This is a genomic window from Agromyces terreus, assembly GCF_009749465.1.
GTDB classification, from domain to species: domain Bacteria; phylum Actinomycetota; class Actinomycetes; order Actinomycetales; family Microbacteriaceae; genus Agromyces; species Agromyces terreus.
The window spans coordinates 1-25,547 of record NZ_WBIS01000016.1 but is presented as its reverse complement, the minus strand read 5'-3'; the positions used below and the strand labels follow the sequence as shown (position 1 = coordinate 25,547).

Genomic DNA, 25,547 nt, shown 5'->3' with positions numbered 1-25,547 from the left:
CGTGCAGCGGCGCGCCGCCGACCTGGGCGCACGACCGCGGGCCGCGGAGCGCGCGCGCCGGGCGCTCGAGGTCGTCGCGGACGCGGCGGTCGACGGTGCGACCGACGGTTCGCGGGTGGTGTTGACGGCGGGCGGCCCGCTGGGGGAGCACGCGGTGCTCGCCGCCGGGCTCGAGCCGCGCGTCGTGTACGAGGCCCGCGCCCCCGAGGCCGGCGCGATGCTCGCCACGACATCCGCCGACACGACGGCGGCCGCGCGCGCCCTCGTCGCGGCCGGCGCCACGCTCGTGCTGTTCGCGGGCGGCGACGGAACGGCCCGCGACGTCGCGGCAGGGCTCGCGGACGAACCCGTCGCAGCCCTCGGCATCCCCGCTGGCGTCAAGATGTACTCGCCCGTGTTCGCCGTGAGCCCGCGGGCCGCCGGCGCGTTGGCCGCTGCGTGGGATGCCTCGTCCTCGAGGCTTCCCGTGCAGGAACGGGAGGTGCTCGACATCGACGAGGCGGAGCTCGGGCGTACCCGCGTCGAGCCGCGCCTGCACGCGATGATGCGGGTGCCGTTCCGGGCCGGGCGCACGCAGGCGCGCAAGGCCGCGACGCCCGCGGGCGAGCAGTCGGCAGTGGTCGCCGCGGCCCGTGGGGCGGTGCAGGCGATGCGTCCCGGCATCCGATACCTGCTCGGCCCCGGCGGCACGATGTCCGAGGTCGCTCGGCAGCTCGGCGTGGCGAAGACCCCGCTCGGGGTCGACGTCGTGCTCGACGGGCGCGTGCTGCTGGCGGGCGCGAGCGAGCAGGGCCTCCTCGACGAGGTGTCGAGGGGGCCAGCCGCGGCGGTCGTCACCGTCATCGGCGGACAGGGGTTCCTGCTCGGACGCGGCAACCAGCAGCTCTCGGCCCGCGTGCTCGACCGCCTCGGCGAGCGTCCGCTCATCGTCGTGGCGCCCGAGCAGAAGCTCATCGACCTGGGCGGCCGACCCCTGCTCGTCGACACGGGCGACCCCGCGCTCGATACGCGGCTCGCGGGCTTCGCCACCGTGATCACCGGCACGGGCACGACGAGCGTCTACCCCGTGCGCGCCCCCGACGCGCCATCCGAACCACCCGCATCCGAACCACTCGAAATCGAAGGAGAAGGCCATGCGCCTTGAGCACAAGCACGCCATCGTCACCGGCGGGGCCGGCGGAATCGGCCGCGCGACCTCGATCGCGCTCGCCGCGGAGGGCGCCGCCGTCGCCGTCGTCGACCTGAACGCCGAGGCGGCCGAGGCCGTCGCCGAGGAGATCCGCGCCGCCGGCGGCACGGCGATCGCGATCGCGGCGGATGTCGCGAGCGAGCCCGACATCGAACGGGTCGTGTCGACCGTCGTCGCCGAACTGGGCGGCGTCGACGTCGTCTTCAACAACGCGGGCATCATCCGGCGCACGACCGCCGTCGAGACCACCGTGGAGGAATGGGACCGCGTGTTCGGCGTGAACGTGCGCTCGATCTTCCTCATGTGCAAGCACGTGGTGCCCGTCATGGCGGCCGCGGGCGGCGGCTCGATCGTGAACACCGGCTCGGGCTGGGGGCTCAAGGGCGGCGGGCAGGCGATCTCGTACTGCGCGTCGAAGGGCGCGGTCGTGAACATGACCAGGGCGCTCGCGATCGACCACGGCCCGCAGGGCATCCGGGTGAACTCGGTCAACCCGGGCGACGTGAACACGGGCATGCTCCGCGACGAGGCCCGCCAGCTCTCGCAGGACGCGGACGCGTTCCTCGCGGAGGCCGCCGACCGGCCCCTGCGCCGCATGGGCGAACCCCGCGAGATCGCGGCGGCCGTCGTGTGGCTCGCGAGCGACGAATCGAGCTACGTCACGGGTTCGGCGCTCGTCGTCGACGGCGGCGGCATCGCCTGAACCCGCCACGGTTCGCCGCGGTATCCGGCACCCCGGTGCATACACTGGCGGCATGAGGATCGCTCGGCTCGACCCGGTGGAGCGCGTGTTCCTCGTGCTCGGCTCGGCGGTCGCGATCGTGCTCGCCGCGGCCGCCGTGCGGTACGTCGTGCAGCTGCCGCCGGCGTCCGCCCTGCTCACGGGCGTGTACGTCGCGGCGATCGGGGCCGCCGCGGTGCTGCGCATCCCGGTCGGCCGCACGGCCGAGATCCCGAGTTTCGGCGGCGCGGTGGCGCTGCTCGTGCTGGTCGCGGGCGACGTCGACCCGTTCGCGCTGGCCGGGTTGTTCGCCGTCGGGGTGTTCGGCTGCTACGCGCTGATCCTGCGGCGCCTGTCGTCCGCGCTGTACGCGGCCGGGCTCGGGTCTACCTCGGCGCTCGCGTTCGTCGCGGTGTTCGCGGCCCTGCGGCGATCCGAGATGTTCCCGATCCTCGCGATCGCGGCCGCGACGACGGCGTACATGGCGACCCTGCTGCTCATCGAGTTCGGGCGTCGCAGCGGCCGGTGGGGCCGCGACGGCGGCTTCGGGGTGTCCGCGGTGCGGCCGATCGCGCTGCTCGTGGTGTGGGCGCTCATCGCCGGGGTGTCCGAGGTGCTGCTGCTGTTCGCGAACCTGTTCGCCGGCGGCACCTCGATCAGTCGCGACACCGCGCTCGCCGCGCTGCTCGCGGTCGTCGTGGCCGCCGTCTTCGTGGTGCTGGCGCTGGCGAGCCGCATCCGCCTGCTCGCCAGGCAGCTTCGCATCGTCATCGACGCCGCCGTACGCCTGCCGTGGGACGACGTCGACGACGTCGACGCGATGCTCGTCGACCTCGTCCGCGACTCGGTCGGCGCCGACGAGGTGCTGGTCGGCGAGGCATCCGGCGACCGCGCCGACATCGAGGTCGCGTTGACGGATGACGGGAGCCGGCGCCTCGTCGCCCGTCGCGTGCTGAACGTGCAGGCGTTCGACGAGAGCGATCGCCGCATCGTGGAGGCGCTCGCGCACATCCAGCAGCTCGTCGTGCGGTCGCGGGCCGACCTGCGCGATCTGCGCCGACGGGCGAGGACCGACGGCCTCACGGGCCTGTCGAACTATCGCACGTTCCACGAGGCCCTCACCACGATGAACGCCCAGCGCCGCTACGACGACGCGATGGCCGTGCTCTACGTCGACCTCGACGACTTCAAGACCTACAACGACCTGCGCGGGCACGGCTTCGGCGACGAGGTGCTCACCCACGTGGTGCGCAGCATCGTCGACTCGGTGCGGCCCTCCGACCTCGTGGCGCGGGTCGGCGGCGACGAGTTCGCGGTCATCCTCACCCAGCTCTCCTCCCTCGAGCAGGCGGAGCTCATCGCGGAGCGGGTCATCGAGAACACGGCTCGCCCGATCGAGATCGACGGGGTTCGCGTGACCCCGCGGTTGAGCGTGGGGCTGGCGTACTCCGAGCATCGCGAAGACGACGTCTCGCGGCTCGTCGACGACGCCGATCGCACGATGCTCACCGTGAAGCGCAACGCGAAGGCGCGGGGCAAAGTGAAGAAGAAGGGCAACCTCGGCGTCTCGAAGCATCGCTCCTCGCATCTGAACGACGTCGTCGCCCGCGCCGTCGCGGAGCAGTCGTACCTGCTGGCCTACCAGCCGATCGTGAGCCTCATCAACCGGCGCATCTGGGCGTTCGAGGCGCTCGTGCGCCTGCCGGCGGGCGTGGCCGACGGATTGGCCCCCGCCGAGTTCGTCGAGGCCGTCGAACGGCTCGGGCTCCTCGACGAGTTCACGCGCCACGTGACCCGCACCGCGCTCGAGCAGACGCGGGCGTTCCGCGCGATCAGCCCCGACATCGCGTGCGTCGCGGTGAACATCGAGGCGAGCCAGTTGCTGCCCGAACGGCTCGGCCCGTTCTTCGGCGAGATCGCGGCCGAGTTCGGCGAGCTCTCGCTCTGCCTCGAACTCAACGAGCGCTCGGTCGCGGCCGTCAGCGAGGAGCTTCGCGCGCAGGCCGATCGACTGCGCAGCCGCGGCATCCTCATCGCCCTCGACGACTACGGCGCGATCAATTCGAGCGTCGACGCGCTCGTGCGCATCCCGATGGACATCCTGAAGCTGGACCGCAGCCTCGTCAGCGACCTGACCGACGTGCGCATGGTGGAGGCGGTCCGCGCGATGCAGAGCTTCGGCGACAACCTCGACTACGCGCTCGTCGTCGAGGGCGTCGAGGAGGAGGCGGCGGTCGAGGTGCTCGCCTCCATCGGGGTGCGCAGCGCGCAGGGGTTCCTCTTCGGCCGGGCAGCATCGCCCGAGGCGACGATCGCGCGACTGCGCGAGTTCGGCAACGCCGCGATCACCACCCGCTGACGCGCCGCGATCGAGGCCCGATCACTCCGCGACGACCACGTCGGCGGCGTCGATCGCCGCCCACGGCGAGCTGTCGGGGTCGACCTCCGACTCCCGCGGGCTGTCGCCCTGGGTCCACCACTTCGCCTCGTACGGCAGGCCGTCGAAGAGCACGCGGTCGCCCTGGTTGTAGACCGTGTCGCCCTGCCACTCGGGGTAGGTGCCGGGCGGAACCGTGGGCACCGGGATGGGCGTCTCGCCGGGCAGCACGGGCCCGATGAGGGTCCACGGCGTCTCGAACTCCTGGAGCACGGGGTTGTCGGGCACGTCGCCCTTCGTCCACCACTTCGCCTCGTAGACGTTCTGCCGCCAGACGACCTTCGTGCCCTCGCGGTACGAGGTGTCCTCGTTCCAGATCGGGTACGGACTGGTCGCGGGGTCGTCGGTCGTGACGGGCGGCAGCGACTCGGGTGCGGTCGTCGCGCCGACGGCGTTGAGCGGGCGCCCGTCGAGGCCCTCACCCAGGACGCCGGCGAAGGTCTGGTCGCCCTGGTCGACGCCGCTGCACGAGTCGGACACCCGTTCGAGGTCGTAGTAGTTGGGGCCGCAGGTGACGTCGCGGTTCAGCGACCACATCGAGGTGCGCCCGACGTTCTCCTGCAGCACGAAGGCGTTCACGGTCGCCGCGTCCTCGAGCGTGAAGACCTCGTCGACGACGTCGTTCTGCCCGATCATCGGGGTGACGCCGAGCTTGCTCCAGAGGGTCGCGTCGGTCAGCGGCGTGTCGTTGCGGTCGTAGAGGATGCCGAGCTGGCGGTGCGTCGCATCGAGCGCGTCGACGGCGGCATCCCCCATCGACTGCTGCTCGGGCTTGCTCGAGCCGTAGTCCATGGTCATGATGTTGAGGCCGGCGACGTCGACGCCCGCCGAGAGCATGCTCGCGACGAAGTCGGTGCCGTCGGGGGTCAGCCCGTCGGGCGTCACCGGCAAAGTGAGCCAGACGTCGACGGGGGTGCCGGCCTCGGCCCGCGTCTGCTGGAGCTCGGCGATCGCGTCGGCACGCCGCTCGATGGAGGCCGTGTTCGTGAGGGCGTCGCCCTCGATGTCGAGGTCGATCGCCGCGAGGTCGTAGCGGTCGAGCACGGACGCGTAGGCGTCGACGAGCTTGGATCCGTCGGCGCATGAGACCGCGAGCTCGTCGTTGAGGAGCCCGCCGAACGACACGAGCACCTCGCCGCCCTGCTTGTGCACGCGGGCGATGCGACGGTCGAGGTCGAGCGTGGCCTCGGCATCGTCGAGCGAGTAGGCGCCGCCCCATGAGGGCGCGCACGGGTCGGCGGGGTCGGCGACGATGAAGGACAGCACGACGTCGCGGTCGGCTTCGCCGCGCGGCTGCTCGAACGCGTAGAAGGGCGTGGCCGTGACATCCACGTACGCGGCGAACCACGGCGAACGCTGCTCGCCCTGGTTGTCGGCGAACCAGCGCCAGCCCTGGAATCCGGCGAACACGAGGCCGCCGATCACGACGATGAGCACGGTGAGCCGGAGCGGCGAGACATGGCGCCCGGGGAATCGTTTCGACATGGCCCTCGCAGTGTTGGGAATGCTGAACGGCAGCGGGCAGCCGTTCGCACCATGCTCGAGCCCCCTGTCGTATCCTACAGACGTTGCTTTCGCAACGGTTACGGGGGGCCGCATGACCGACGAACAGCCGCGCGCACGCAGACGCCAGTGGGGGGCCGAGCGCCGCTCGGAGCCGATGTCGATCGTGCATGCCCGACCGAGCGTGGCGAAGATCGCGTGGGGCCGCATCGCGATCCTGCTCACCGTCGTCTTCTGGATCACGTACGTCGTCACGACGATCATCCGCGAGTTCATCGAGGCGCCCGGCGGGTTCCGGTTCACGATGGAGGCGATCGGATACCTCGTGGTCGTCACGTTCCTGACCTTCTCGGCGACGATGTACCTGCTTGCGCGGCAGGGCGCCCTCTACCGGTTCCGCGACCACCGGCGGGTGCCGCGTGCCGAGATCGACCGCCACTTCCGCGAGCACTCCGGGGGCATCACGGTGCTCGTGCCCTCGTACGCCGAGGAGCCGGGGGTCGTGCGCGGCACGCTCTGGTCGGCCGCGTTGCAGGAGTACGCCGACCTGCGCGTGGTGTTGCTCGTCGACGACCCGGTGGCGCCGAAGTCCGAGGAGGACCGCGCGCGACTCGAGGCCACGCTCGCCCTGCCCGGCGAGATCGAAGACGCGCTCCGGGGACCGGCCGCCCGTTTCACGGAGGCACGGGCGGCGTTCGAGCGCGAGATCCGCTCGGCTGAAGACCCGGCCCGGGGTTCTGAGGCGAACCCCGCCGCATCCGCATCGCCCGTGACCCCCGCGCACCTGGCCCGGCTCGCCGACGACTACGAGGCCGCCGCGATCTGGCTCGAGACCATGGCCGAAGACGAGCCGATGGTCGACCATGTCGACGAGTTCTTCATCGACCAGGTGCTCATGGGGCTGGCCTCCGAACTGCGGCTGAGCCTGCTCGCCCTGCGCGCCGCGATCGACCAGTCGGCGCTGCCCGACGCCGACCGCATGCTCGAGCTGCACCTGCGCCTCGAGCGCATCTTCACGGTGAAGGCGTCGAGCTTCCAGCGCAAGCGCTACGCCTCGCTCTCGCACGAGGCCAACAAGGCCATGAACCTCAACGCGTACATCTCGCTCATGGGCCACGGCTGGCGCGCCGAGGAGTCGGCCGGGGGCACGCTCCTCCGACGCGTCGAGGACCCCGCGCTCGCCGACCTGTACGTGCCCGACACGACGTACCTGCTCACCCTCGACGCGGACTCGCTGCTGCTGCGCGACTACTGCGTGCGGCTCGTGTACTTCCTCGAGGAGCCGGGCAACGAGCGCGTCGCGGTCACGCAGACGCCGTACTCGTCGTTCCGCGGGGCCCCGACGCGCATCGAGCGCATCGCGGGCGCGACGACCGACCTGCAGCACATCCTGCACCAGGGCATGAGCTACTACGGCGCCACGTTCTGGGTGGGCGCGAACGCCGTGATCCGCAAGCGCGCGATCGAGGACATCGTCGAGATCGAGACGGTCGGCGGCTTTGAGATCGCCACCTACATCCAGGACCGCACCGTCATCGAGGACACCGAGTCCAGCATCGACCTCGGCGCCCACGGCTGGACCCTCATGAACTACCCCGAGCGCCTCAGCTACTCGGCGACGCCGCCCGACTTCGGCTCGCTCGTGGTGCAGCGTCGCCGCTGGGCGAACGGCGGCCTGCTCATCATGCCGAAGCTGTGGAAGCAGGCCCGCGACCGCCGGTTCCGCCGCGAACGCATCCTGGTGCGCGAGATGTGGCTGCGCACGAACTACATGGCCTCGATCGCGTGGGCGAGCTTCGGCCTGCTGTTCCTGCTCGCCTACCCGTACGACAGCCGCCTGCTCTCGCCGGTCGTCTTCCTCGCGGCGCTGCCGTACTTCATCGCGATGGGCAGCGATCTGCGCTACTGCGGCCACCGCTTCTCCGACATCTTCCGCATCTACGGGTTCAACCTGGTGCTGCTGCCGGTGAACCTCGCGGGGGTGCTGAAGTCGATGCAGCAGGCGCTCACGGGCGAGAAGATCCCGTTCGTGCGCACGCCGAAGGTCAAGGACCGCACGGCCGCGCCCGCGATCTACGTGATCATCCCATACCTCATCGTGGCGTTCTCGCTGCTCACGCTGTGGCGCGACGTGCTCGCGCAGAACTGGGGCAACGCGGCGTTCGCGGCGTTCAACGCGGTGCTCGCGTTCTACGCGATCCGCGCGTACATCGGCATCCGCAACTCGTTCGTCGACATCTGGCTCGGCATGCTCAACTGGCTCTACGTGCCCGACCGCGCGAAGGCGACGTCCAAGGCGAGGGCGGCGGATGCCTCGGTGCCGGCCGGTTCGGCACCGGCGACGGATGCCGCGGGCCCGGCGTCCGAGTCCGCGCCGAAGCCCGTCGACTGGGAGGGCATCCTGTACCACGGCGATCGACGCCTGAACCGGGATCTCAAGCGCGACAACGACCGTCGCCGCCGGGCGGGCGCGAGCCGGAACTGAGCGGCCGCGTGTCGGCGCCGGCGCGATTCCGGATGCCGCGGGAGTGCCCGATGTGCGCGGGAGTGCCGTTCGTGCGCGGCACGATCGGCACTCCCGCGCACATCGGGCACTCGAGCGCACGTCGGGCACTCGGGCGCACGTCGGGCACTCGGGCGCACGTCGGGCACTCGGGCGCACATCGGGCACTCGGGCGCACATCGCGGGCACTCGGGCGCAGACGCGCGCCCGGCGTCAGTCCTGCGGAATCGCCGCGACCACGTCGATCTCGACGAGGATGTTCGCGAGGCGCGAGCCGACCGTGGTGCGCACGGGGTACGGCTCGGTGAAGAACTCGGCGTACGCGACGTTGTACTCGGCGAAGTCGGCGAGGTCCTCGAGGTGCGCGGTGACCTTCACGACGTCGTCGAAGCCGAGGCCGTACTCGGCGAGGACGGCGCCGATGTTGCGCAGCACCTGGCGGGTCTGCTCGGCGACGCCGCCCTCGACGACGAGGCCGGTGGCCGGGTCCTGCGGGCCGAAGCCGGCGGTGTACAGGAATCCGTTCGCGACGACGCCGTGGCTGTAGGGGCCGGCGGGCTTGGGCGCGTTCGAGAGCGTGACGGCGGTCTTGGACATGGGTTGTTCCTCCAGTGGTGTTTCGGTGGGTGTGCGGTTCGGATGCGCTGACGACGCGGTCAGGAGACCTCGGCCGAGATGGCGTCGGCGGCCTCCCGCAGTGCGGGCAGGAACGACTTCAGCCGGTCGAGGTCGGCGACGACGCGCACGGCGGAGACCGAGATCGCGCCGACGACGCCCATCGGGCTGTCGATCGGCACGGCGAGGCAGTTGACGTACGGCTCGAACTCGCGGTCGTCGGTGGCCCAGCCGCGGGCCCGCACGTGCACGAGCTCGCGGTCGAGGCGTTCGCGGGTGGTGATGGTGAGGTCGGTGAAGCGCTCCCAGGTGATGCCGTCGAGCACGGCGTCACGGCGCGGTTCGTCGAGCCCGGCGAGGATCGCCTTGCCGACGGCGGAGCAGTACGGGAGCACGGCCTTGCCGATGCGCGAGTACATGCGCACGCCGGACTCGTCTTCGGCCTTGTCGACGTAGACGATCGAACGGTCCATGAGCGCGGCGAGGTGCACGGTGTTGCCGGTGCGCCGCTGCAGCCGCCGCACCTGATCGCCGCCCGCCTCGCGCAGGTCGAGCGAGTCGAGCGCCTCCTTGGAGAGCGCGGCGAGGCGCGTGCCGAGGCCGTAGCGGCCGCTGCCGCGCCGGCGCACCCAGCCGACCTCTTCGAGGGCCTGCAGCTCGCGGAACATCGTCGACCGGTGCAGGCCGAACTCCTCGGCGAGTTCGACGACGGTGCGCGGGTCGGCGGCGATCACGTCGATGATGCGCGCGGCGCGGGTGACGGACTGCGACATGTCACTCCCCTCTCATTTCACTTTTCAGGAGGGGGTGTGCGATCGCGGGGCCTCGAGACGCAGTGCCGCCGCCGGAAGGGCCCGCGTTCCCATACCCCTTCCTGAAAAGCGAATTCGAAGGAGAGCGTCGGATGCCCCGGCCCGGCGTCGCCCCGGTGAGGCACCCGCCCTCGAGCACGGGGGTTCCGGCGACGAGCACGTCGTCGATGCCCTCGGCGAGGGCGAGCGGATCGTCGTACGTCGCCCGGTCGGCGATGCGCGCGGGGTCGGCGAGCACGAGGTCGGCGACGGCTCCGGCGCGCACGCGGCCGCGGTCGCCGAGCCCGAACCGGTCGACGGCGCGGGTCGAGACGAGCGCCGCGGCCTCGGCCCAGCCGAGATCGGCGCGCGAGACCACGAGCAGGCGCAGGTACCGCGCGAACGAGCCGCGCGCCCGCGGGTGCGGGTGCGCGCCGATGAAGATGCCGTCGGAGCCGCCGATGGCGCGGGGGTGCGCGAGGATCGCGGCGAGGTCGGCGTCGTCGCGGTCGTATCGCACGGCCATCACGACGTTGACCTCGAGGCGCGAGGCGGCGAGCACGTCGAGCGCGAACTCGGCGGGGCCGGTGCCGGCGCGGGCCGCCGCGGCGCCGATCGTGAGGCCGTGCGCCCAGGCGAGCTCGGGCGCGGCGATGTGCGCGAGCGTGAGCATCTCGGGCCAGTCGGGGCCGAGGCTCGGGTAGTCGACGATGGTCGGGAACCACTCCTCGAGCAGCCGGCGGCGGCCGTCGGGGTCGGTGATCACGGCGAGCACCTCGGCCGTGGGCCGCACGGTGAGCCAGGCGGGCAGCACGGGCATCGCGAGGATCGAGCAGCCGCGCGTGTACGGGTACGCGTCGAAGAACGCGTCGACGCCGGATGCCTCGAGCCGGCGCAGCTGCTCGTGCACGATGTGCGGCTCGGCGTGGAAGTGCGACACGTGCACGGCGACCCCCGAGTGCCGCGCGATCGCCTCGATCTCGGCGATGCCCGCGGCGGAGTTCGCCTCGTAGCCGCCGCGCATGTGCGACACGTACACGCCGCCGGCGGCCGCGACGGGTTCGGTCAGGCGCGCGAGCTCCTCGGTGGTCGCGAAGACGCCGGGCACGTAGTCGAGCCCGGTCGAGAGGCCGAGGGCGCCCTCGGCGAGGCCGTCGGCGACGAGGGCGAGCATCGCCTCGAGCTCGGCGGGCCCCGCGGCATCCGTCGATCGTCCGCAGACGAGGTCGCGCACGGTTCCGGCGGGCACGAGCAGGCCTTGGTTCAGCGGTGCGGTGCCGTCGTAGGAGGCGAGGAGCGAGCGGATGCCGCCGCCGTCGTAGCCCGGATGCGGCCCGTTGATCGCCGCGAAGTACTCGCTCGCGTAGGCGCCGTCGCCGGGGGCGTAGGACACGCCGTCCTGGCCGCCGATGACCGTGGTCACGCCCTGGCGGAGCAGGGCGAGCTGCACGCCGGCGTCGAAGATGCGGCCGTCGGCGTGCGCATGGGCGTCGACGAAGCCGGGCAGCAGCAGCCGGCCGCCGCCGTCGATCACGTGCGCGGCGTCGGGCGTGGTGCCGACCGGTTCGATGCGGTCGATGCGCTCGCCGCGGAGCACGACGTCGACGCGCGCCGCCTCGGCCCCGTCGCCGTCGACGGGCACGACGTCGCGGATGATGCGCACGGCGTCGCCCATCAGAAGAACGTGCGAACGAGGTCGACGACGAGGTCGCTGCCGGCGTGCTCGACGACGGGCAGCCATCGACGCTTGTCGAACGCGGTGCAGGGGTGCGACAGGCCGAGGGCGACGACCTCGCCCACCGCGACGGGCAGCGACGCGGCGGGGTCGTCGGCGCGCAGGAACGAGTGCTGGTCGTTGAGGGCGGTGACGGATGCCTCGGGCAGCCGGCGCGCGCCGTCGCCGGTGGCGGCGCCGGTGAGCGTCGGGGCGATGCCGAGCGGCACGGGCAGGCCCTCGTCGTAGGGGAGGTCGCGCTTGCCGCCGTCGAGGAGCGCCAGGCCGGGCTCGGGGTGCGACACGACGCGCGCGTAGCCGCGCATGGCGGGCACGAGCAGATCGTCGAGAGGCGAGATGCCGCGGTAGAAGCCGTGGTCGTGCACGAGCGACGCGCCAGAGCGGAGGATCCACCGCGTGCGGCGCCCGGCCGAGGCATCCGCTGCGATCGCGGGGGCGAAGGCCTCGGCGACGAGGTCGAGGTAGGCGCTGCCGCCGGCGCTCACGATGACGTCGTCGGCGGCGATGCCGCCCGGCGTGAGCAGGCCACGGTCGAGCAGGAGGTCGCGGAGCGCGACGAGGTCGGCGAGGTAGGCGCGCACGGCGGCGAGGGCGGCGGGCGACCGGTCGTGGCCGAGGCTGCCCTCGTAGCCGGCGACGCCCACGAGCCGCAGCACGGGGGAGCCGGCGACGCGCTCGGCGAGCTCGAGGGCCTCCGCGAGCGTTCGCGCGCCCGTGCGGCCGCCGGGCGCGCCGAGCTCGACGAGCACGTCGATGGGGCGGGGGAGCGCGGTCTCGGCTCCGAGGGCCTCGGCGAGCCCGCGCTCCATGGCCTCGACCGTGCCGACCCCGTCGACCCAGCAGCGGAACGAGAGGTCGGGGTCGGCGAGCTCGCCGGCGATGAAGGCGAGGGCGCTCGGTGCGACGAGTGCGTTGGCGAGCATGATGCTCGAGACGCCGAACGAGCGCGCGGTGCGCACCTGCCCCGGCGTGGCGAGCGTGAGGCCGGTCGCGCCCATCTCGAGCTGCAGGTTCCAGAGGGCGGGCGCCATCGTGGTCTTGCCGTGCGGCATGAGCTCCATGCCCTTCGATGCGGCCCACGCCTGGATGGTCGCGGCGTTGCGGCGCATCGCGTCGGCGTCGAGCACGGTGAGCGGCGTCCAGAACTCGCCGAGGCGGGGCGAGGTCTCGAGGAACTCGGCGACGGTCAGGCCCGCGGCCCGCTCGGGCAGGCCGGTGTCGCCCGGTGAGAGCACCTCGTGGGCGAGGTCGTCGATCCGTGGCGGCATCCGTCGGCTCCTTACTGGCAGGGTGTTGCGTATGCTGCAACCGGCTTGCGCTGCATCTGCACACCGTTCAGCATAGGGGTCGTGCCCACGACTGCAGAAGTGCTCACCGTCGGCGAGACGATGGTGCTCGTCGCGCCCTCGATCGCCGAGCCGCTGGAGTCCGCGACGGCGTTCCACCTCGACCCGGGCGGCGCCGAGTCCAACGTCGCGGCGCACCTCGCCGCCCTCGGCACGCCGGCCGCGTGGGCGGGGGCCGTCGGCGACGACGCGCTCGGCCGCCGACTCGTCGCCCAGCTCGCGGCGAGAGGCGTCGACACGGGTCTCGTGCGCCGCGACCCGGGGGCGCCCACCGGCCTGTACGTGAAAGATCCGGGGCACGGCGTGCAGTACTACCGCGCCGGCTCCGCGGCGTCGCGCCTCGACGCCGGCTTCGCGGCATCGCTGCCGCTCACCGGGGTCCGGCTGCTGCACCTGACGGGCATCACCCCCGCGCTCTCGGCGTCGTGCGACGCGCTCGTCGACGCCCTCTTCGACCGCGCGGCCGTGGCCGGCGTGCCCGTGAGCTTCGACGTCAACCACCGGGCGGCGCTCTGGCCGTCGACGGATGCCGCGAGCCGGCGCCTGCTCGCCCTCGCGAGCCGTGCCGACCTCGTGTTCGTCGGGCTCGACGAGGCCGAGGGCCTCTGGGGCACCGCCTCGCCCGACGAGGTGCGCGCGCTCCTGCCCCGACCGGGCACGCTCGTGGTGAAGGACGGCGCCGTGGGCGCGACCGCGTTCGAGCGCGACCGGGGCGCCGATGCACCGGCCGCCGACGCCGTCGTGCACGAACCCGCCCTCGTCGCACGAGCCGTCGAGCTCGTCGGCGCCGGCGACGCCTTCGCCGCGGGGTACCTGCACGCCCTGCTCGCCGGCGCACCGGCCGCCGAACGTCTCCGAGCCGGGCACGCCCGCGCCGTGCTCACCATCGCCGACACCGCAGACTTCCCGAGAGGCACTCCGTGACCAACACCCCCGCCGTCGCCAACGACGAGTTCGACCGCATCTTCGCCGGGCGCCCGCTCATGGCGATCTTCCGCGGGCTCGGCGAGCAGCGCAGCCTCGAGCTCGCCCGCCGGGCGTGGGAGCTCGGCATCGACATCGTCGAGCTCCCCATCCAGACCGACGAGGACGTCGAGGCGCTCGCCGCGGTCGCCGAGGCCGGCCGTGCCGAGGGGCGTCTCGTCGGGGCCGGAACCGTCCTGTCGATGCACGACGTCCTGCTCGCGGCATCCGCGGGCGCCTCCTTCGTCGTGAGCCCCGGATTCGACGCCGACGTGGTGCGCGCGTCGGTCGCCGCGGGCCTGCCGCCGCTGCCGGGCGTCGCGACGGCCACCGAGGTGCAGGCCGCGATGTCGCTCGGGCTCACGTGGATGAAGGCGTTCCCCGCCTCGGTCATCGGCACGTCCTGGTTCCGCGCCATGGCGGGCCCGTTCCCCGGGGCGCGCTTCGTGGCCACGGGGGGCATGGATGCCTCGAACGCGCGCGAGTTCCTCGACGCGGGCGTGCGCACCGTCGCCGTCGGTTCGGCGCTCGAAGACCCCGAGCAGCTGCCGGCGCTCGCCGCGCTGCTCGGCTGACGCCGCCGGGGCCGCCACAGCCCGACGAGCCCCGAACATCCTGCTGATCAGGGTGTTCGGGGCTCGTTCGCATGCCCGCGGGCCCGTCTCCGCGCGGCCCATGGAGGGCCCCCGGCGAGGCATCCGAAATAAATAGAAAAGACTCTTTCCGGTTATCTTGTTTTCTGTTAGGTTCCTTTACGGTTACGCCGGACAGATCCTGCATCACAGCGGCGTCACTTGCACCTTCCACGCAACGAAGCATTGAAAGGAACGACGCAACGATGAACCGAACGAAGCGTTCGACGGCCCTCGCGCTGGCTGCCGGCGCGGCAGCCCTCGCCCTCGCCTTCACGGGCTGCGCGCCCTCGTCAGACGACGGCGGGTCGGGTGACAGCTCGGCCGCCCTGCGCGTGTGGGCCGGCAGCCAGACCCCGATCACCGCGAACTTCAACCCGTTCGCGCCGACCGTGCTGCACGCGGCGCTCGGCCCGATCTACGAGACCCTCTTCTTCTTCAACAAGACGGCCGACGAGGCGCCCACCGGCCTCATCGGCGACTCGTTCGAGTTCAACGAGGACGGCACCGTCCTCACCGTCAAGCTGAAGGACGGCGTGAAGTGGAGCGACGGCGAGGCCTTCACGGCCGACGACGTCGTGTTCACCTTCGAGTACGAGGCGAACGGCTACGCCGACAAGGGCCTCGTCAGCGCCGAGGCCACCGACGACACCACCGTCGTGCTCACCTTCGACAGCCCCCAGTTCACGCGCGAGTTCGCGATCCTCGGTTCCACCTGGATCCTGCCCGAGCACGTCTGGAGCCAGGTCGAGGACTTCGCGACGTTCACCGACGAGAACCCCGTCGGCACCGGGCCCTACGTGGTCGACTCGGTCACCGAGGCCTCCTACACCGTCGTCGCGAACGAGAACTACCGCGAAGAGGGCAAGCCCGCCGTCAAGAAGGTGCAGTACATCGGCCTCGACGCCAACCAGTCCGCGCAAGACCTGCTGAGCGCGGGCGAGCTCGACTGGACGGGCATGTTCATCCCGAACCCCGACGACGTCACCGCCAACGGCATCATCTCGACGATCAACACCCCGCAGGACCCGACCGTGCTCTACACCTGCGCGAACGCCGCCCTCGGCTGCGTCGGCGAGCAGACAGATGTCGCGGTGCGCCAGGCCCTGAACGTGGCCATCGACCGCGCGACCATCAAGGAGAAGGCGTTCGTGGGCCTCACCGGCGACATCTCGCCGACCTTCGCGCTCCTCCCGCGCGACGAGAAGTGGCTCGCCGACCCGGCGAACGCGATCAGCCCGCAGTCGCCGAACGCCGCCGAGGCCGGTTCGATCCTCGAGGCCGCCGGCTACACGAAGGGCTCCGACGGCTTCTACGGCAAGGACGGCGCGCCCATCGAGCTCGACCTCATCTCGGTCGACGGCTGGACCGACTACAACGACGCCGCGAAGCTCATCGCCGAGCAGGCGGCCGAGGCCGGCATCAAGGTCAACGCCTCGACGGTGCAGTGGCAGGAGTTCTCCGACGCCCGCCAGACCGGTCAGTACGAGCTGATCATGGGCGGTGTCATCGGCACCTCGGTCGCCGACCCGTACCAGATCTACAACGACTGGTTCGACGGCAAGTCGACGATCAAGGTCGGCGAGCAGCTCCTCCCGGGCACGTGGAACTTCAGCCGCTACGACAACCCCGTCGTCAACGACGCGGTGGCGGCGGCCGCGGCCACGAACGACGAAGCGGCCAAGCAGGCGGCGTACGCCACGATCCAGACCGAGATCGTGCGCGACCTTCCCTACATCCCGCTCGTCATCAACGCCACGCAGACCTTCACCAACTCGAAGGACTACACCGGCTGGCCGACCGAGGACGACCTCTACGCCTTCCCGCCCGCATGGGGCGCGTCGGCCGCAGGCGTCATCCTCGCGAACCTGACGCCCGCGAAGTAGCCGTCCTGCCCGAACCCGGTACCGAGCCCGAAGAAGAGCACACCCGATGAAGTTCTACGCACGACGGATCACGATCTACCTCGTGACCCTGTGGGCGACGATCTCGCTCAACTTCCTCCTCCCGCGGCTGATGCCCGGAGACCCCGCCGAAATCCTCATCGCGAAGATGCAGCGTGCCGGCGAGGTCTCCGAGACCACCATCCGCAACATTCGGCTCATCCTGGGTTCGGGCAGCGACGTCCCCCTCTGGGAGCAGTACCTCGGCTACTGGGGTCGGTTGCTTCACGGAGATCTCGGCATCTCCGTCACGAAGTATCCGACCCCGGTGACCGAGCTCATCGCCAACGCCCTGCCCTGGACGCTCGTGCTCGTCGGCCTCTCGACGGTCATCGCGTTCGTGCTCGGCATCGGCATCGGCGCATGGGTCGGCTGGCGGCGCGGCACGTGGGTCGACCACCTCGTGCCCGGCACCACGGTGCTCCAGTCCATCCCGTACTTCTGGCTCGCCCTCATCCTCGTCGCGGTGTTCGCCGTCAACCTGCGCTGGTTCCCGATCTTCGGCGGATACGACGTGTTCGCCTTCCCGAGCGGCCCCGAGCCGACGCTGGCCTTCCTGAGCGACGCGATCTACCACGGCATCCTGCCCGCGATCACGATCGTGCTGAGCTCGGTCGGCGGCTGGCTGTTCGGCATGCGCAACATGATGGTCGCGACCCTCAGCGAGGACTACATCATCACGGCCGAGGCGAAGGGGCTGCGGCCGGGCCGCATCCTCCGGGCCTACGCCTCGCGCAACGCGGCGATCCCGTCGATCGCCGGCTTCTCGATCACGCTCGGCTTCGTCGTGGCCGGCTCGATCGTCATGGAGCAGGTCTTCACCTACCCGGGTGTCGGCAAGCTCATGTTCCAGGCGGTGCAGAACAACGACTACGCGCTCATGCAGGGCGTGTTCCTCGTGATCACCATCACCGTGCTGGCCGCCAACTTCCTCATGGACCTCGTCTACGGATTCATCGACCCGAGAGCACGTCACAATGCCTGAGCCGCACACCGCCGTCGACGAGGCCGTCGTCGACCGCACGCCAGCCGACACGTTCGCAGCGCCCATCGGCATCACGAGCGCCGTTCCCGACACCGGTCGCGCCGAGGCCGAGGCGGCGAAGCGAGGCATCCGTCGCCGCATGCCGAAGCTGACCCTGAAGCTGGCCTCCGGCCTCGTGCTCGTCGTCGGCATCACCCTCTTCGGCATCATCGCCCCGTTCTTCACCCAGAGCCCCACGTTCAGCGGCAACCCCTCGCTGCAGCCCCCGAGCGCCGACCACTGGCTCGGCACCACCAAGCTCGGCTACGACGTCTTCGCCCAGCTCGCGCAGGGCACGCGCGGCTCGCTGCTCATCGGCATCGTCGCCGGCAGCATCGCCCTCGTGCTCTCGGTGCTGTTCGGCGTGCTCGCCGGATACCTCGGCAACTGGTCCGACGAGATCCTCTCGCTCGTGACGAACATCATGCTCGTCATCCCCGGCCTCCCGCTCGTCATGGTCATCGCGACCTACGTGCCCGGCCGCAGCTGGCTGCTCGTGGCCATCGTGCTCGGCATCACCGCGTGGGCGGGGCCGGCGGTCGTGTTGCGGGCGCAGTCCAGGTCGCTGCGGGCCCGCGAGTACGTGGCGGCGTCCCGGGTCGCCGGCGAGCGGGCGCACCGCGTCATCCTCGTCGAGATCCTCCCGAACCTGCTGCCCCTGCTGACCGCGCAGTTCCTGTTCGCCATCATCTTCGCGATCCTCGGCGAGGCGGGACTGTCCTACCTCGGCCTCGGACCCACCGGCTCGATCACCTGGGGAACCATGCTCAACGACGCGCAGACCGGTCAGGCCATCGGCACGGGCGCCTGGTGGTGGTTCGTGCCGCCGGGCCTCATGATCGCGCTGCTCGGCGCCGGGCTCTCGCTCATCAACTTCAGCATCGACGAGATCATCAACCCGAAGCTCCGCATCGCGCCGGAGTACACGCGCCGCGTGCGCAAGGCCGCCCGCGAGGGCCGCGGCGTCGCCGTCGAGGGGAGCATCGCATGAGCGCCGAACCCGTGCTGACCGCAACCGACGTCTCGATCGAGTACCTCGTCGATCCGCCCGTCGAGGCGGTGAAGAACGTCTCGCTCACCCTGCACCGCGGCGAGATCCTCGGGCTGGCCGGCGAGTCCGGCTGCGGCAAGTCGACCCTCGCCTACGGGCTCAACCGGCTGCTGAAGCCGCCGGCCATGATGAGCTCGGGCGAGGTCGTGTTCCACGACCGCGACGGCCACGACATCGACGTCGTCGGCCTCGACGGCGAGCACCTCCGCGCCTTCCGCTGGGACAAGGTCTCGATGGTGTTCCAGGGCGCGATGAACTCGCTCAACCCGGTGCTCAGCGTCAAGGAGCAGCTCGACGACGTGTTCCGCACGCACCGGCCGAAGATGCGCAGGCGCGAGCGGCTCGAACGCAGCCGCGAGCTGCTCGAACTCGTCGGCGTCGACCCCGACCGGCTCACGAGCTTCCCGCACGAGCTCTCGGGCGGCATGCGCCAGCGCATGATGATCGCGATGGCGCTCGCGCTCGACCCGCAGGTCATGATCATGGACGAGCCGACCACCGCGCTCGACGTCGTCGTTCAGCGCGGCATCATCCGCGAGATCATGCGCCTGCGCGAGCGTCTCGGGTTCGCGGTGATCTTCATCACCCACGACCTGCCGCTGCTCATCGAGATCAGCGACCGCATCGCGGTCATGCTGCGCGGCGAGATCGTCGAGCTCGGCACCGCCGACGACATCTACCGCAACGCCCGGCACGACTACACGAAGAAGCTGCTCGAGTCCTTCCCGAGCCTGCGCGGCGATCGCGGCGACTTCATCCGCACGGGCGCCATGCCCGTGGCATCCGCCCTGACGACGAGCACGGAGGCCGTATGAACCAGCCCACCGCGAGCCTCGAGGCCCGCAACCTCGTCAAGGAGTTCCGGCTGCGCAACGGCCTGAAGTTCTCCACCCTGCAGGCCGTGAAGGACGTCTCGTTCACCCTCGAGGCGGGCAGGACCATCGCCCTCGTCGGCGAGAGCGGCAGCGGCAAGTCCACGATCGCCCGCATGATCGCGAAGCTCGAGACGCCCACGAGCGGGGACATCCTGCTCGACGGGTCCCCGAGCGGCACCCGCGGGCGCGCGCTCGCCGCGTACCGGGGCGACGTGCAGATGGTGTTCCAGGATCCCTTCGCCTCGCTGAACCCGTTCCACTCGATCGAGCACCACCTCGAGCGTCCGATCCGCATCCACCACCCCGAGCTCTCGCGCGCCGAGGTGCGCGACCGCGTGCTGTCGCTGCTCGAGCGCGTCCGCCTCACGCCGGCGACGCAGTTCGCCGAGCGGCGCCCCCACGAGCTCTCGGGCGGCCAGCGGCAGCGTGTCGCCATCGCGCGCGCCCTCGCGCCCGGTGCGCGCTTCATCGTGGCCGACGAACCCGTCTCGATGCTCGACGTCTCGATCCGGCTCGGCGTGCTCAACCTGCTCGCCGCGCTCCAGCGCGAGGAGCGGCTCGGCGTGCTCTACATCACGCACGACCTCGCCACCGCGAGGCACTTCTCCGACGAGATCCTCGTGATGTACCGTGGCGAGATCGTCGAACGGGGGCCGGCCGACGCCGTGATCCTCGATCCTCAGCACGACTACACGAAGCGACTGCTCGAGGCCGCCGCCGACCCAGAGCGGCTCGGCGCGCTGCGCGACGAGGTCCGCAGCGCGGGCTGACCGATGGTCGGGCACACGATGGCCGAGACGACATGGACGAGACCGTGCGAGCGCTGCAGGTGCAGCAGAGAGGAGTGGGCATGAGCCAGATCGACCCCGGCACCCCCACCTGGCTGCGGGCGCACAACGACCGCACCGCGTTCCGGCTGCTGCTCGAGCACGGCCCGCTGACGCGGGCCCAGCTCGGCGCGCTCTCGGGGCTGTCGAAGCCGACGGCGGCGCAGATGCTCACGCGTCTCGAGCGCGTCGACCTCATCCGTCCGGTCGGCGAGGTCTCGGCCGGGCGGGGCCCGAACGCGGTCAGCTACGGGGTGCGCGACGACCGCATCACCGGCGTCGCGATCAGCATGCTCGCCGACGCGATCCACGCGGTCGTCGTCGACGCGACCGACGCCGAGCATCCGATCGCCGAGATCCCCTGCGGCGACGGCGAACGCACCCCCGAGTCCGACGTTCGCCGTGCCGTCGAGGCCGCCTGCGAGGCATCCGGCGTCGACGTGGCGACCGTGAGCAACGTCGTCGTCGGCGTGCAGGCGGCGGTCAACGCGGTCGGCGACACCCTCTCGCTGACCGACACGCTGCCGGGCTGGCCGGCCACGGGTGCGCGCGAGCAGATCGAGCAGCGGCTCGGCCTCACCGTCGCGCTCGAGAACGACGTGAACCTCGCGGCCATGGTCGAGCGCGCGTCCGGAGCGTCGGCGGATGCCGCGACGTCGGTGCTGTTCTGGATCGGACAGGGCCTCGGCATGGCGCTCGACTTCCACGGCTCCGTGCACCGCGGTGCCGCCGGCGGCGCCGGCGAGGTCGGATACCTCTCCGTTCCGCGCAGTGCGGGCGACATCGAGCCCGACGCGGTCAACCTGACCGGCGTGATCGGCGGGCGCGTCGTCGCGAGGCTGCTCGGGGCCGAGCCCGGGCAGCGTCTGGGCGACGTGCTGCACCGCCTGCCCGACGACGAGGCCGCGCTCGACGCGGTCGCCGACCGGGTCTCGATCGCGCTCGAGGCCGTGCTCGCGATCATCGACCCCGAACTGGTCGTGCTCGGCGGCCCGACCGGCTCGACGGGCGGCGCGGCGCTCGCCGGGCGCGTGGCCGCCCGCATCGACCGCCAGTCGCACCCCGATCTCGTGGTGCTCCCGAGCGCCACGGGGGCGCAGCCGGTGCTGCTCGGGGCGCGCCGTCTGCTCGTCGAGCGCATCCGAGACCTGCTCGAGGCCCGCATCACCCCGGCCGCCTGATCCCGTCGGGCGCCGCGGCGCCCGCGACCTCTCCGCTCACGCCCACCAGGGCGGCGTTCGGCGCGCGCTCGCGCCGCGGCATCCGCTCGCCCGCTCCACCGACCATCAGGCCCGCCCGGCCACCGCACACCGGATCATCGAACTCAGGAGGACGCATGAAGCTCGCCATCGTGGGCGGCGGCTCGACCTACACGCCCGAACTCATCGACGGATTCGCTCGGCTGCACGCCATGCTGCCGATCGACGAGGTCGTGCTCGTCGACCCCGACGAGGAGCGACTCGCGCTCGTCGGCGGCATGTCGCAGCGCATGTTCGCGCACGCCGGCCACCCGGGCCGGGTGACCATGACGCACGACCTCGTCGCCGGCGTCGCCGACGCCGACGCGGTGCTGATCCAGTTGCGGGTCGGCGGTCAGGATGCCAGGCACGCCGACGAGACGTGGCCGCACGAGGTCGGATGCATCGGTCAGGAGACCACCGGGCCGGGCGGATTCGCCAAGGCGCTGCGAACGGTGCCGGTGGTGCTGCGCATCGCCGAGGCCGTGCGCGAGCACGCCAGGCCCGACGCCTGGCTCGTCGACTTCACGAACCCGGTGGGCATCGTCACGCGCGCGCTCCTCGAGGACGGGCACCGCGCCGTCGGGCTCTGCAACGTCGCGATCGGGTTCCAGCGGCGGTTCGCGCAGCTCTTCGACGTCGAGCACGATCGCGTGCAGCTCGGGCACGTCGGCCTGAATCACCTCACCTGGGAGCGCAGCGTGCTGGTCGACGGCCGAGACGAACTGCCGAACCTGCTGCGCGACCGGCTGGCCGAGGTCGCCGCCGACGTGCACCTCGCCCCCGAGCTCGTCGCGCAGCTCGGCGCGCTGCCCTCGTACTACCTGCGCTACTTCTACGAGCACGACGAGGTGCTGCGCGAGCAGCTGGATTCGCCGACCAGGGCCGAGGCCGTGCGCGCGGTCGAGCACGAACTGCTCGAGCTCTACGCCGACCCGTCGCAGCGGGTCAAGCCCGCGGCGCTCGAGTCGCGGGGCGGGGCGTTCTACTCCGAGGCGGCGATCGAGCTGCTCGCCGCGATGCGCGACGACGCGGGGCGCCCGCGGGTGGTGAACCTGCGCAACGACGGCGTGCTGCCGTTCCTGCCCGACGATCACGTGGTCGAGGTGCCCGCGGTGTTCCGCGACGGCCGGTTCCACGCCGAACCCGTCGAGCCGCTGCCCGACGACGTCCGCGGGCTCGTCGCGGCGGTCACCGGGTACGAGCGCCTCGCACTCGACGCGGCCGTGCACGGCGGACGCGATCGCGTGCTCCGTGCGATGCGGGCGCATCCGCTCGTCCTGCAGCACGACCGGGCCGAGCGCCTCACCGATCTGCTCCTCGCCTCGAACGCGCCGTTCCTGGAGTGGGCGTGAGCCCCGCGCGCGACGCGGTGGTCGTCGCGGTCGACGGCGGCGGCTCCAAGACCGACGCCGTCGCGCTGACCCTCGACGGCCGAGTCGTCGCGCATCGTCGGGCCGGCGGTTCGAGTCCGCAGCTCGAGGGGCTCACGGCATCCGTCGCCGTCATCGACGAGCTCGTGACCGAGGTCGCGGCCGGGCGCGAGGTCGTGCAGATCGACCTCTACCTCTCGGGCCTCGACCTCCCGATCGAGATCGAGCGCTTCCGCGAGGCCATCGGCTGGCTGTCGTGGGCGTCGGCGTCCGCCGTGGTCGAGAACGACCTGTTCGCCCTGCTCCGAGCCGGAACGGATGCCGCCGACGCGGTCGCCGTCGTCTGCGGCACGGGGGTGAACGCGGTCGGTCGGCGAGCGGATGGCGCGACGGCGCGTTTCCCGTCGCTCGGCGGCATCTCGGGCGACTGGGGCGGCGGCTACGGGCTCGGCGAGCAGGCGCTGTGGTTCGCGGCCCGCGACCTCGACGGGCGCGGCGCGCCCACCGCCCTCACCGCAGCGATCCCCGGGCATCTCGGGGCGGCCTCGCTGTCGGAGCTCATCGAGGACCTGCACTTCCGGCGGCGGCCGATGGCCGAGCTGTCCAGGCTCGCCCCCGTCGTCTTCGAGGCCGCCGGCGCGGGCGACGCCGTCGCCGGGGCGCTCGTCGACCGGCAGGCCGACGAGATCCTCGCGTTCGCGCGGGCCTGCCTCACCCGACTCGACCTCCTCGACCGTGCGGTGCCGATCGTGTTGGGCGGCGGCATCGTGCGATCGGGAGACCCCCGCATGCTGGCGCGCATCGAGACGGGGCTTGCCTCGATCGCGCACGCGGCGACCCTCGAGTTCTTCGCGAGCGCGCCGATCATCGGTGCGGCGCTGCTCGCGCTCGAGGCCGGGGGAGCCGGACCCGACGCCCTGCTGCTGGCCCGCGACGAGGTCGCGGCCGCAACGAGCGCGTCGGTGCCGGTCGGGGGCTGAACGGCCGCGCGCGTGGGGCTCGCGGCCGTTCGGGCTCCCGGGGCGGGGGCGCCTGTCTCGACGTCGAACGGACGTGGTCCGAGGGCCCGTTCGCGGCGCATACACTGGAATCCGTGAATTCAGAGGAAACCGTCGACGTCGTGCTCATCGGCGGGGGCATCATGAGCGCCACGCTCGGGTCCCTCATCTCCCGGCTTCAGCCCGACTGGTCGATCCGCGTCTACGAACGCCTCGGCGAGGTCGCGCAGGAGTCCTCGAACGCGTGGAACAACGCGGGCACCGGCCACGCCGCCCTCTGCGAGCTGAACTACATGCCCGAGAACCCCGACGGCACGGTCAGCGCCGCGAAGGCCGTCTCGATCAACGAGCAGTTCCAGATCAGCCGCCAGTACTGGGCGCACCTGGTCTCGATCGGCGCGCTGCCCGAGCCGCACAACTTCATCAACTCGACCCCGCACATGACCTTCGTGCGCGGCAAGGCCAACATCGAGTACCTGAAGAAGCGCGTCGCCGCGCTCGAGGGCCAGCCGCTGTTCCCCGACCTCGAGTACACCGAAGACCTCGAGCGCATCGCGGAGTGGACCCCGTTGCTCGCCAAGAAGCGCAACCCCAAGCAGAAGGTCGCGGCCACCCGCATCGTCGCGGGCACCGACGTCGACTTCGGCGCGCTCACCAAGTACCTCCTCACCGACATCCAGAACCGCGGGGCGTCGATCCAGACCAACCACCAGGTCACCCGGCTCAAGCGGCAGAAGGACGGCACCTGGCGGCTGCGCCTCAAGCACCTCGTGGGCGGCACCCCCAAGACCGTGAACGCGAGGTTCGTGTTCGTCGGCGCCGGCGGCGGCGCGCTCGCGCTGCTCCAGCACTCGGGCATTCCCGAGATCAAGGGCTTCGGCGGCTTCCCGATCTCGGGCCAGTTCCTGCGCACCACGAACCCCAAGCTCGTCGCCCAGCACCAGGCGAAGGTCTACGGCAAAGCCGCCGTCGGCGCCCCGCCCATGTCGGTGCCGCACCTCGACACCCGCGTCGTCGACGGCGAGACGGCCCTGCTCTTCGGCCCGTACGCGGGCTTCACGCCCAAGTTCCTGAAGACGAGCACCTGGTTCGACCTGCCGTTCTCGATCCGCCTGCACAACCTCGGCCCGATGATCCAGGTCGGCCTGAAGAACTTCGACCTCGTGAAGTACCTCGTGGGCGAGCTCATGGCGAACCGCGAGAAGAAGATGCAGGTGCTGCGCGAGTTCATGCCCACGGCGAAGACCGAGGACTGGGAGCTCATCACGGCCGGCCAGCGCGTGCAGGTCATGAAGAAGGACCCCGAGAAGGGCGGCGTGCTGCAGTTCGGCACCGAGGTCATCACGGGCGCCGACGGCACCATCGCCGGACTCCTCGGCGCCTCGCCCGGAGCCTCGACGGCCGCGCCGATCATGCTCGACGTGCTCGCCCGCTGCTTCCCCGACCGGATGGCCGAGTGGGAGCCGCAGCTCCGCGAGATGATCCCGGGCTACGGCACCCAGCTCTCGAGCGACCCGGCCGTGGCCGCGGCATCCACCGCTGCCACCGCCGAGGCGCTGCAGCTCACCGCCTGACCCGCGCGCGGCTCACGCGCGCGCCGCTCGCGCTGCTCACATGACGGCGGAATCCCGTTCGAGCGCGGGAATCCCGCAACTCCGGGACTCGTACGCGACAACGGGATTCCCGCGCGCGCGGCGACGCCCGACGCGCGCGCGGGGACGCCCGACCCGCCCGCGCGCGGCGATGCCCGACACGCCCGCGCGCGCGGCGACGCACGACACGC

20 protein-coding genes are annotated in these 25,547 nt (G+C 71.7%); 15 read left to right on the top strand and 5 right to left on the bottom strand.

The genetic code is table 11. The annotated features are described in order from the left end of the window. The 3 genes from GQQ92_RS16020 to GQQ92_RS16010 all read left to right on the top strand — a co-directional run. On the top strand, positions 1-1,144 hold a 1,144-nt coding region (locus GQQ92_RS16020), incomplete at its 5' end, for an ATP-NAD kinase family protein (protein ID WP_197738305.1). Continuing rightward, complete coding sequence (locus tag GQQ92_RS16015; RefSeq protein WP_157000306.1) at positions 1,134-1,892, top strand: SDR family NAD(P)-dependent oxidoreductase; 759 nt, start codon at positions 1,134-1,136, stop codon at positions 1,890-1,892. The genes GQQ92_RS16020 and GQQ92_RS16015, both read left to right, overlap by 11 nt. A gap of 52 nt (positions 1,893-1,944) precedes the next feature. Beyond that, positions 1,945-4,269: an EAL domain-containing protein gene (locus tag GQQ92_RS16010; protein WP_157000305.1), complete on the top strand. Its 2,325-nt coding sequence runs from the start codon at positions 1,945-1,947 to the stop codon at positions 4,267-4,269. Between the two features lie 21 nt (positions 4,270-4,290). On the opposite strand, the gene GQQ92_RS16005 is transcribed toward GQQ92_RS16010, so the two are convergent. Continuing rightward, positions 4,291-5,832: a chitinase gene (locus GQQ92_RS16005; protein ID WP_157000304.1), complete on the bottom strand. Its 1,542-nt coding sequence runs from the start codon at positions 5,830-5,832 to the stop codon at positions 4,291-4,293. A gap of 112 nt (positions 5,833-5,944) precedes the next feature. Here GQQ92_RS16005 and GQQ92_RS16000 point away from each other — a divergent pair, with 112 nt between their 5' ends. Beyond that, positions 5,945-8,335, top strand: coding sequence for a glycosyltransferase family 2 protein (locus GQQ92_RS16000; RefSeq protein WP_232057761.1), 2,391 nt, complete (start codon positions 5,945-5,947; stop codon positions 8,333-8,335). A gap of 231 nt (positions 8,336-8,566) precedes the next feature. Here GQQ92_RS16000 and GQQ92_RS15995 read toward each other — a convergent pair whose 3' ends face one another. Genes GQQ92_RS15995 through GQQ92_RS15980 form a run of 4 tightly spaced genes read right to left on the bottom strand, consistent with a single transcriptional unit; the run spans position 8,567 to position 12,762 of the window. Next, entirely contained in the window at positions 8,567-8,950 is a 384-nt protein-coding gene (locus GQQ92_RS15995) for a RidA family protein (RefSeq protein ID WP_157000303.1), read from the bottom strand. Positions 8,951-9,009: 59 nt separating this feature from the next. Further along, on the bottom strand, positions 9,010-9,741 hold the full coding sequence (locus tag GQQ92_RS15990; RefSeq protein WP_157000302.1) for an IclR family transcriptional regulator: 732 nt from the start codon (positions 9,739-9,741) through the stop codon (positions 9,010-9,012). Position 9,742: 1 nt separating this feature from the next. Further along, on the bottom strand, positions 9,743-11,434 hold the full coding sequence (locus tag GQQ92_RS15985) for an N-acyl-D-amino-acid deacylase family protein (protein WP_157000301.1): 1,692 nt from the start codon (positions 11,432-11,434) through the stop codon (positions 9,743-9,745). Then, complete coding sequence (locus tag GQQ92_RS15980) at positions 11,434-12,762, bottom strand: alanine racemase (protein WP_157000300.1); 1,329 nt, start codon at positions 12,760-12,762, stop codon at positions 11,434-11,436. Before GQQ92_RS15980 ends, GQQ92_RS15985 begins: the two co-directional genes overlap by 1 nt. Before the next feature lie 81 nt (positions 12,763-12,843). On the opposite strand from GQQ92_RS15980, the gene GQQ92_RS15975 reads away from it, so the two are divergent. From GQQ92_RS15975 to GQQ92_RS15925, 11 genes are all read left to right on the top strand, one after another. After that, the gene (locus GQQ92_RS15975; protein WP_232057760.1) at positions 12,844-13,764 is read left to right on the top strand and encodes a sugar kinase; all 921 of its coding nucleotides are present in this window, start codon (positions 12,844-12,846) and stop codon (positions 13,762-13,764) included. Further along, positions 13,761-14,378, top strand: a complete 618-nt coding sequence (locus GQQ92_RS15970; protein WP_232057759.1) for a bifunctional 4-hydroxy-2-oxoglutarate aldolase/2-dehydro-3-deoxy-phosphogluconate aldolase — start codon at positions 13,761-13,763, stop codon at positions 14,376-14,378. The genes GQQ92_RS15975 and GQQ92_RS15970 overlap by 4 nt, the downstream gene beginning before the upstream one ends. A 263-nt stretch (positions 14,379-14,641) precedes the next feature. Then, complete coding sequence (locus GQQ92_RS15965; protein WP_157000299.1) at positions 14,642-16,321, top strand: ABC transporter substrate-binding protein; 1,680 nt, start codon at positions 14,642-14,644, stop codon at positions 16,319-16,321. A 46-nt stretch (positions 16,322-16,367) separates the two neighbouring features. Further along, the gene (locus GQQ92_RS15960) at positions 16,368-17,363 is read left to right on the top strand and encodes an ABC transporter permease (RefSeq protein ID WP_157000298.1); all 996 of its coding nucleotides are present in this window, start codon (positions 16,368-16,370) and stop codon (positions 17,361-17,363) included. Then, positions 17,356-18,393: an ABC transporter permease gene (locus GQQ92_RS15955; protein WP_157000297.1), complete on the top strand. Its 1,038-nt coding sequence runs from the start codon at positions 17,356-17,358 to the stop codon at positions 18,391-18,393. The genes GQQ92_RS15960 and GQQ92_RS15955 overlap by 8 nt, the downstream gene beginning before the upstream one ends. Beyond that, positions 18,390-19,268, top strand: a complete 879-nt coding sequence (locus GQQ92_RS15950; RefSeq protein WP_157000296.1) for an ABC transporter ATP-binding protein — start codon at positions 18,390-18,392, stop codon at positions 19,266-19,268. Before GQQ92_RS15955 ends, GQQ92_RS15950 begins: the two co-directional genes overlap by 4 nt. Continuing rightward, positions 19,265-20,098: an ABC transporter ATP-binding protein gene (locus GQQ92_RS15945; protein ID WP_157000295.1), complete on the top strand. Its 834-nt coding sequence runs from the start codon at positions 19,265-19,267 to the stop codon at positions 20,096-20,098. The genes GQQ92_RS15950 and GQQ92_RS15945 overlap by 4 nt, the downstream gene beginning before the upstream one ends. Positions 20,099-20,178: 80 nt before the next feature. After that, positions 20,179-21,336, top strand: a complete 1,158-nt coding sequence (locus GQQ92_RS15940) for an ROK family transcriptional regulator (protein ID WP_157000294.1) — start codon at positions 20,179-20,181, stop codon at positions 21,334-21,336. A 155-nt stretch (positions 21,337-21,491) separates the two neighbouring features. After that, complete coding sequence (locus GQQ92_RS15935) at positions 21,492-22,748, top strand: 6-phospho-beta-glucosidase (protein WP_157000293.1); 1,257 nt, start codon at positions 21,492-21,494, stop codon at positions 22,746-22,748. Continuing rightward, the gene (locus GQQ92_RS15930; RefSeq protein WP_197738304.1) at positions 22,745-23,746 is read left to right on the top strand and encodes an N-acetylglucosamine kinase; all 1,002 of its coding nucleotides are present in this window, start codon (positions 22,745-22,747) and stop codon (positions 23,744-23,746) included. The genes GQQ92_RS15935 and GQQ92_RS15930 overlap by 4 nt, the downstream gene beginning before the upstream one ends. Before the next feature lie 113 nt (positions 23,747-23,859). After that, positions 23,860-25,338, top strand: a complete 1,479-nt coding sequence (locus tag GQQ92_RS15925) for a malate:quinone oxidoreductase (protein ID WP_157000291.1) — start codon at positions 23,860-23,862, stop codon at positions 25,336-25,338. Positions 25,339-25,547 lie beyond the last annotated feature (209 nt).